1 pseudogene is annotated in these 1,106 nt (G+C 66.5%); it reads right to left on the reverse strand.

Annotated features, from left to right (window positions below):
- A pseudogene (locus tag ADK55_RS15630) lies at positions 1 to 1,106 on the reverse strand (vitamin B12-dependent ribonucleotide reductase); the annotation flags it as partial.

Consider the following 1,106-nt stretch of genomic DNA (forward strand, 5'->3'; position numbering starts at 1 on the left):
GAGCGGGTCTCGAAGGGCAGGAAGTCGAGCGCCACGCGACGGAAGATGTAGTCGACGATCGACTGCGCCATCCGCACGTCCGGGTCGTCCGTCATACCGGCCGGCTCGAAGCGCATGTTCGTGAACTTCGAGACGTACGTCTCCAGCGGGACGCCGTACTGCAGACCGACCGAGACGGCGATGGAGAAGGCGTCCATCATGCCCGCGAGGGTCGAGCCCTGCTTGGACATCTTCAGGAAGACCTCGCCCAGACCGTCGTCGGGGTAGGAGTTCGCCGTCATGTAACCCTCGGCGCCACCGACCGTGAAGGAGGTGGTGATCCCCGGACGGCCCTTCGGGAGGCGCTTGCGGACCGGGCGGTACTCGATGACCTTCTCGACCGCCGCGCGGATGGTCTCCTCGGCCTTCTCGGTGACCTCGACCTTCTCCGCTTCCTTCTTCTTCGCGGAGAGGGGCTGACCGACCTTGCAGTTGTCGCGGTAGATCGCCAGCGCCTTGACGCCCATCTTCCACGCCTCGAAGTAGATCTCCTCGATCTCCTCGACGGTCGCCGTCTCCGGCATGTTGACCGTCTTCGAGATCGCGCCGGAGATCCAGGGCTGGATCGCGGCCATCATGCGGACGTGGCCCATCGCGGAGATGGAACGCTCGCCCATGGCGCAGTCGAACACCGAGTAGTGCTCCGCCTTGAGACCCGGGGCGTCGACGACCACACCGTGCTCGGCGATGTGGGTGACGATCGCCTCGATCTGCTCCTCCTGGTAACCCAGGCGGCGCAGGGCCTGCGGGACGGTGCCGTTGACGATCTGCATCGAGCCGCCGCCGACGAGCTTCTTGAACTTGACCAGCGCCAGGTCCGGCTCGACACCGGTGGTATCACAGGACATCGCGAGACCGATGGTGCCGGTCGGCGCGAGGACGGAGGCCTGGGAGTTGCGGAAGCCGTTCTTCTCGCCGAGGCGCAGGACGTCCTGCCAGGCCTCGGTGGCCGCGGCCCAGATGGAGTTGTCCAGGTCCTGGGTGCGCGGCGCGACGGTGTTGGCGTCGGCGTGCTGCTTCATGACGCGCTTGTGCGAGTCGGCGTTGCGGGCGTAGCCGTCGTACGG

The organism is Streptomyces sp. WM4235 (genome assembly GCF_001279725.1).
GTDB lineage: Bacteria > Actinomycetota > Actinomycetes > Streptomycetales > Streptomycetaceae > Streptomyces.